Here is a 5,659-nt window from a genome sequence, read left to right as displayed (position 1 = left end):
GGGGTTCAGTGACGAATGTGTCCGGATCTATCTCGCGACCGGCATCACCGACGTCGGCAGGCCCGAGGCGCGCGACGAAGAGGCGGACCTCGTGCTGAAGTGGTTCCCGCTGGCCGACGCCGTCGACATGGTGCTCAACGGGGAGATCATCAATTCTCTTGCGGTGGCCGGAATTCTGGCCGCTCGGACCATAGACCGGGACGTGCAGTCGTTGCGTCCGGTCGACGCGCCCTGGCCAGACAAGCCGACCCGGTTCGCCGCTAGGCAGGCCACCACGTGACCACGTTCGTCGGGACACTCGACGACCAGGTTCAGGGGTATCTCGACCACCTGACGATCGAGCGAGGGGTGGCCGCCAACACGCTGAGCTCCTACCGGCGGGACTTGCGGCGCTACGTCGGGCACCTCGCGACCCGGGGCGTCGACGACGTCGGTGGGGTCGTCGAGGACGACGTCAGCGAATTCCTGGTGGCGCTGCGGCTCGGCGACCAGGAACAGGGCAACGCCCCCCTGTCGGCGGTCTCTGCGGCACGCGCCCTCATCGCGGTGCGCGGGTTTCATCGCTTCGCCACGGCGGAGGGGCTGACCGCGCTCGACGTGGCCCGCGCGGTCAAGCCGCCGACCCCGAGCCGCCGCCTGCCCAAGAGCATCAGCATCGACGAGGTGGTCGCACTACTGGACGGGGCGGGTGGCGACAGCGAGGCCGACGGTCCGCTCACCCTGCGCAATCGCGCGCTGCTCGAGGTGCTCTATTCGACCGGCGCTCGGATCTCCGAGGCCGTAGGCCTCGACGTGGACGACGTCGACACTCAGTCCCGATCAGTGCTGCTGCGCGGAAAGGGCGGCAAGCAGCGGCTCGTTCCGATCGGCAGGCCAGCGGTCAGTGCCCTCGACGCGTACTTCGTCCGCGGCAGGCCGGACCTTGCGCGCCGCGGCAAGGGCACCCCCGCAATCTTCCTGAACTCGCGGGGCGGTCGGTTGTCGCGGCAGAGCGCGTGGCAGGTGTTGCAGGATGCCGCCGAACGGGCGGGCATCTCGGCGTCGGTGTCACCCCACACACTGAGGCACTCGTTTGCGACGCACCTGCTCGAAGGCGGCGCCGACGTCCGCGTCGTGCAGGAGCTGCTCGGTCACGCGTCGGTGACCACGACGCAGATCTACACGCTGGTCACGGTCAGCGCACTGCGAGAGGTGTGGGCCGGCGCGCATCCGCGGGCGCGCTGACGATGAGCGCACCCGAGAACCAGGTGGTGATCGTCGGCGCCGGGTCGGCGGGTCTTGCGGCGGCACTCTGCCTCAGCGATCTGGCGGTGCGGTCGGTGGTGCTGGACCGCGGCCAGGTCGGCGAATCGTGGCGCACCCGCCACGACCGACTTCGGCTCAATACCGGCCGACAGTTCTCACACCTGCCAAAGCGCAAGTATCCCAAGGGAACTCCGCTGTTCCCCTCGCGCGACGACGTCGTAGCACATCTCGAGGAACACTCCAGCCAACTCGGTATCGAACTGCGCGTCGACACTCCGGTCGAGCGAGTCGTGCGCCGTAAACCCAGCGGTTGGGGTGTCGTCACCACGGACGGCATCGTCGATGCCGCCCACGTCGTCGTCGCAACCGGCTATGCGCACACCCCGTACCTGCCGAACTGGCCGGGCACTGCGTCGTTCGCAGGCCGGGTGCTGCACTCGGCGTCCTACCGCAACCCCACGCCGTTCACCGGACGGCGGGTCGTCGTCGTCGGAGCGGGCAGTTCGGGCATGGAGATCGCCTACGACCTGATCACCGGGGGAGCCGCCAAGGTGTGGCTGTCGGTGCGAACGCCGCCGAACGTCATGCCACGGATGGGTCCCGCCGGTTGGTCGAACGACGTCGTGTCGAGGCCGCTGTTCCATCTGCCTCCACGGTTGGCCGACGCGGTGTCCAGAAGGGCGCGGCTGGCGACCTTCGGCGATCTGACCGAATTCGGCCTGCCGATTCCGGAGGAAGGCCCGTTCAGCCGGGCCCACCGGCTGCACGTGGCGCCCACGGTCGTCGACCCGGAGGTCGTCGCCGCGGTCCGCGACGGTTCCATCGAGGTGGTCACCGCCCTGGCCGAGTTCGACGGCAGGTCGGCGGTACTGGTCGACGGTGCGCGGCTCGATGCCGACGTGGTGATCGCGGCGACGGGATACCGCCGCGGGTTGGAACCGCTGGTCGGGCATCTCGGCGTCCTCACCGACACCGGGGTGCCGGCGGCCGGCGGCGAGGTCTCCGCAGCCCCAGGGCTGTGGTTTCTCGGGATTATGTCGCGGCCGTCCCTCATCGGCTACGTGTCGAAACAGGCGGAACGGCTGGCCGGGCGCATCGCGCGGGAGATCGCCGACACCAGCCGGCCCAAGAAGAAGGAACTCTTCTAGCAGTCCAGGCCGCGGGTCTGGCGTCCAGGGCGTTCCCTTCCCGTTAAACTCCAAGCGATGTTCGCCAAGCCCGATGGTTGCCTGACCGGTGGCGGTCCCGAGTGACCGACGACGGTAGCGCGGCCGACGGCGCAGGCGGCGCCGACCACATCGAACACATCGGCCTCACCGGCCGCCCGCCTCGGGCGATCCCGGAGCCGAAGCCCAGGAGCATGCACGGCCCGGCCAAGGTCATCGCGATGTGCAACCAGAAGGGCGGGGTGGGCAAGACCACCTCGACCATCAACCTGGGCGCGAGCCTTGCCGAATACGGGCGGCGTGTGTTGCTGGTCGACCTCGATCCACAGGGCGCGCTGTCGGCGGGTCTCGGCGTGCCGCACTACGAGTTGGACCACACGGTGCACAACCTGCTGATCGAGCCGCGGGTGTCGGTCGACGACGTGTTGATCAAGACCCGAGTCAAGGGTCTGGATCTGGTGCCGAGCAACATCGATCTCTCGGCGGCGGAGATTCAGCTGGTCAACGAGGTCGGCCGGGAGCACTCACTGTCACGGTCTCTGCACCCGGTGCTGGACCGCTACGACTACGTCCTGATCGACTGCCAGCCGTCACTGGGATTGCTCACGGTCAACGGGCTGGCCTGCGCGGACAGCGTGATCATCCCGACCGAGTGCGAGTACTTCTCGCTGCGTGGCCTTGCCCTGCTCACCGACACCGTCGCCAAGGTCAAGGACCGCCTGAACCCGAAGTTGGGGATCGGCGGCATCCTCATCACGCGCTTTGACCCGCGCACGGTCAACTCCCGCGAGGTCATGGCCCGAGTGCTCGAGCAGTTCGGTGATCTGGTGTTCGACACCGTCATCACCCGTACCGTGCGCTTCCCGGAGACAAGCGTCGCTGGCGAGCCCATCACCACGTGGGCACCGAAATCCGTTGGTGCGGAGGCGTATCGGTCGTTGGCACGTGAGGTCATCGACCGGTTCGGCGCGTGAGTTCGCCCGCTCCGGAGGAATCACCGCAGCCTGGCTTCCAGGTCAAGCTGACCAACTTCGAAGGCCCTTTCGACCTGCTGCTGCAGCTGATCTTCGCGCACCGGATGGACGTCACCGAGGTCGCGCTGCATCGGGTGACGGACGACTTCATCGCCTACACCAGGACGATCGGTCGGCAGCTCGAGCTCGACGAGACCACCGCATTCATCGTGATTGCCGCCACCCTGCTCGACCTCAAGGCGGCCCGGCTGCTGCCTGCGGGCGAGGTGCACGACGAGGAGGACCTCGCGCTGCTCGAGGTTCGCGACCTGTTGTTCGCCAGGCTCCTGCAGTACCGCGCGTTCAAGCACGTCGCGGTGATGTTCGCCGAGCTCGAGGCCGCTGCGCTGCGCAGTTATGCGCGGGCGGTGTCGCTCGAGGACCAGTTCGCCGAGCTGTTGCCCGAGGTCATGCTGGGTGTGGACGCCGAAAGCTTCGCCCAGATCGCAGCGTCGGCGTTCACGCCACGACCGGTGCCGGTCGTCGGCACCGACCATCTCCACGTGCAAGGGGTGTCGGTGCCCGAGCAGGCGCGCCGGTTGCTGGGGATGCTCGAAGAGCGGGGGATCGGGCAGTGGGCATCGTTCTCGGATCTGGTGGCCGACTGCGGTGCGACGATCGAGATCGTGGGGCGGTTCATGGCGCTGCTCGAATTGTTCCGGGCCCACGCGGTAGCATTTGACCAGGCAGAGCCGCTTGGTGTGCTGCAGGTTTCTTGGACCGGGGATCGCCCGACCAGTGAGTACCTGGCCACCGCGGTGGAAGAGTGAGACTTCACGATGACTGAAGAAGATGACTGACGAGTACCCCGAACCCGACCCTGGCCTCGACCTGGGTTCCGACTTGGAGATCGACGTCGCGCACCAGCCCGAGATGGAGGATGACGAACTCGGTGCGGTGCTCGAGGCGCTGATGTTGGTGGTGGACACCCCCGTTCCGGTCGACGCGCTGGCAGTGGCGATCGAGCAACCCGCCTACCGGGTGGCGGCGAAGCTGCGGCTGATGGCCGATGAGTTCGCCGCCCGGGAGAGTGGCATCGACCTGCGCGAGGCCGGCGGCGGATGGCGGATGTACACCAGGGCGCGCTACGCGCCGTATGTCGAGCGACTCCTGCTCGACGGTGCCCGCTCCAAGCTGACGCGCGCCGCACTCGAGACATTGGCAGTCGTCGCGTATCGGCAACCGGTGACCCGGGTCAGGGTGAGTGCCGTCCGCGGAGTCAACTGCGATGCGGTGATGCGGACGCTGCTGGCCCGCGGCCTGATCACCGAGTCGGGCGCCGACTCCGACACCGGTGCAGTCGCTTTCGCGACGACGGAGCTGTTCCTCGAACGGCTGGGCCTGTCGTCGCTGGCGGACCTCCCCGACATCGCACCGCTGTTGCCCGACATCGACGTCATCGACGACATCTCCGAGTCACTCGGTGACGAACCGCGTTTCGTCAAGCTCGGCGTGGTGCCCAACAACCAATCGCTTGCCTTCGACGTGGATCGGGATTGACGTGGCTGAAGATGATGAAGGTATCCGACTGCAGAAGGTGTTGTCACAGGCGGGAGTAGCGTCGCGGCGCGTCGCGGAGCGGATGATCAGGGACGGCCGGGTCGAGGTCGACGGGCACATCGTGACCGAGATGGGCACCCGTGTCGATCCGGACGCCTCGGAGATCCGCGTCGACGGCGCGAAGGTCCGACTCGACGACACGATGGTGTACCTGGCGATCAACAAAGAGCGCGGCATGCACTCCACGATGTCCGACGATCAGGGGCGTCCCTGCGTCGGTGACCTAGTCGAATACCGAGTTCGCGGCAACAAGAAGCTCTTTCACGTCGGACGTCTCGACGCCGATACCGAGGGCTTGTTGATTCTGACGAACGACGGTGAGCTGGCCCACCGTCTGATGCACCCGTCCTACGAGGTGCCGAAGACGTACCTGGCCACGGTCATCGGCTCGGTGCCGCGCGGGCTCGGCAAGAAGTTGAAGGCCGGAATCGAGCTGGACGACGGGCCCATTCACGTCGACGACTTTGCGATGGTGGATACGGTGCCCGGCAAGTCGCTGGTGAAGGTGACCCTGCACGAGGGACGCAAGCGCATCGTGCGGCGAATGCTTGCCGCGGTCGGCTACCCGGTGCACGAGTTGGTGCGTACCGACATCGGCTCGGTGTCACTCGGCGAGCAGAAACCCGGGAGAATCCGGGTATTGTCCAGCAAAGAGGTCGGCGAACTGTACAAGGC

General features: G+C 67.2%; 7 protein-coding genes. All 7 read left to right on the top strand.

Annotation, left to right across the window (positions count from 1 at the left end; translation table 11 throughout):
- Nucleotides 1–280 (top strand): NUDIX hydrolase (locus ACRDUX_RS36365; protein ID WP_526421632.1); only part of this gene is annotated, 280 nt, incomplete at its 5' end.
- Nucleotides 277–1,224 (top strand): site-specific tyrosine recombinase XerD, encoded by a 948-nt coding sequence (gene xerD / locus ACRDUX_RS36360; protein WP_526421630.1) that lies wholly within the window; start codon nucleotides 277–279, stop codon nucleotides 1,222–1,224. The genes ACRDUX_RS36365 and xerD, both read left to right, overlap by 4 nt.
- Nucleotides 1,225–1,226: 2 nt before the next feature.
- Nucleotides 1,227–2,393, top strand: coding sequence for a flavin-containing monooxygenase (locus ACRDUX_RS36355; RefSeq protein WP_526421628.1), 1,167 nt, complete (start codon nucleotides 1,227–1,229; stop codon nucleotides 2,391–2,393).
- Nucleotides 2,394–2,494: 101 nt separating this feature from the next.
- A complete protein-coding gene (locus ACRDUX_RS36350; RefSeq protein WP_526421626.1) occupies nucleotides 2,495–3,385 on the top strand; it encodes a ParA family protein in 891 nt (296 codons plus the stop codon).
- The gene (locus ACRDUX_RS36345; RefSeq protein WP_526421624.1) at nucleotides 3,382–4,194 is read left to right on the top strand and encodes a segregation/condensation protein A; all 813 of its coding nucleotides are present in this window, start codon (nucleotides 3,382–3,384) and stop codon (nucleotides 4,192–4,194) included. The genes ACRDUX_RS36350 and ACRDUX_RS36345 overlap by 4 nt, the downstream gene beginning before the upstream one ends.
- A gap of 22 nt (nucleotides 4,195–4,216) precedes the next feature.
- A complete protein-coding gene (scpB, locus tag ACRDUX_RS36340; RefSeq protein WP_526421623.1) occupies nucleotides 4,217–4,924 on the top strand; it encodes an SMC-Scp complex subunit ScpB in 708 nt (235 codons plus the stop codon).
- Between the two features lies 1 nt (nucleotide 4,925).
- The coding region (locus ACRDUX_RS36335; protein WP_526421621.1) for a pseudouridine synthase at nucleotides 4,926–5,659 on the top strand (734 nt) is incomplete at its 3' end.

Origin of the sequence: Mycobacterium sp. (assembly GCF_050701675.1) — a bacterium.
Taxonomy (GTDB): Bacteria; Actinomycetota; Actinomycetes; order Mycobacteriales; family Mycobacteriaceae; genus Mycobacterium.
This window is presented reverse-complemented; position numbering and strand designations above follow the sequence as displayed.

Coding starts and splice junctions, on each gene's coding strand:
- ACRDUX_RS36355 (WP_526421628.1), top strand. CDS start 1,227: ATGAGCGCACCCGAGAACCAGGTGGTGATCGTCGGCGCCGGGTCGGCG.
- scpB (WP_526421623.1), top strand. CDS start 4,217: ATGACTGACGAGTACCCCGAACCCGACCCTGGCCTCGACCTGGGTTCC.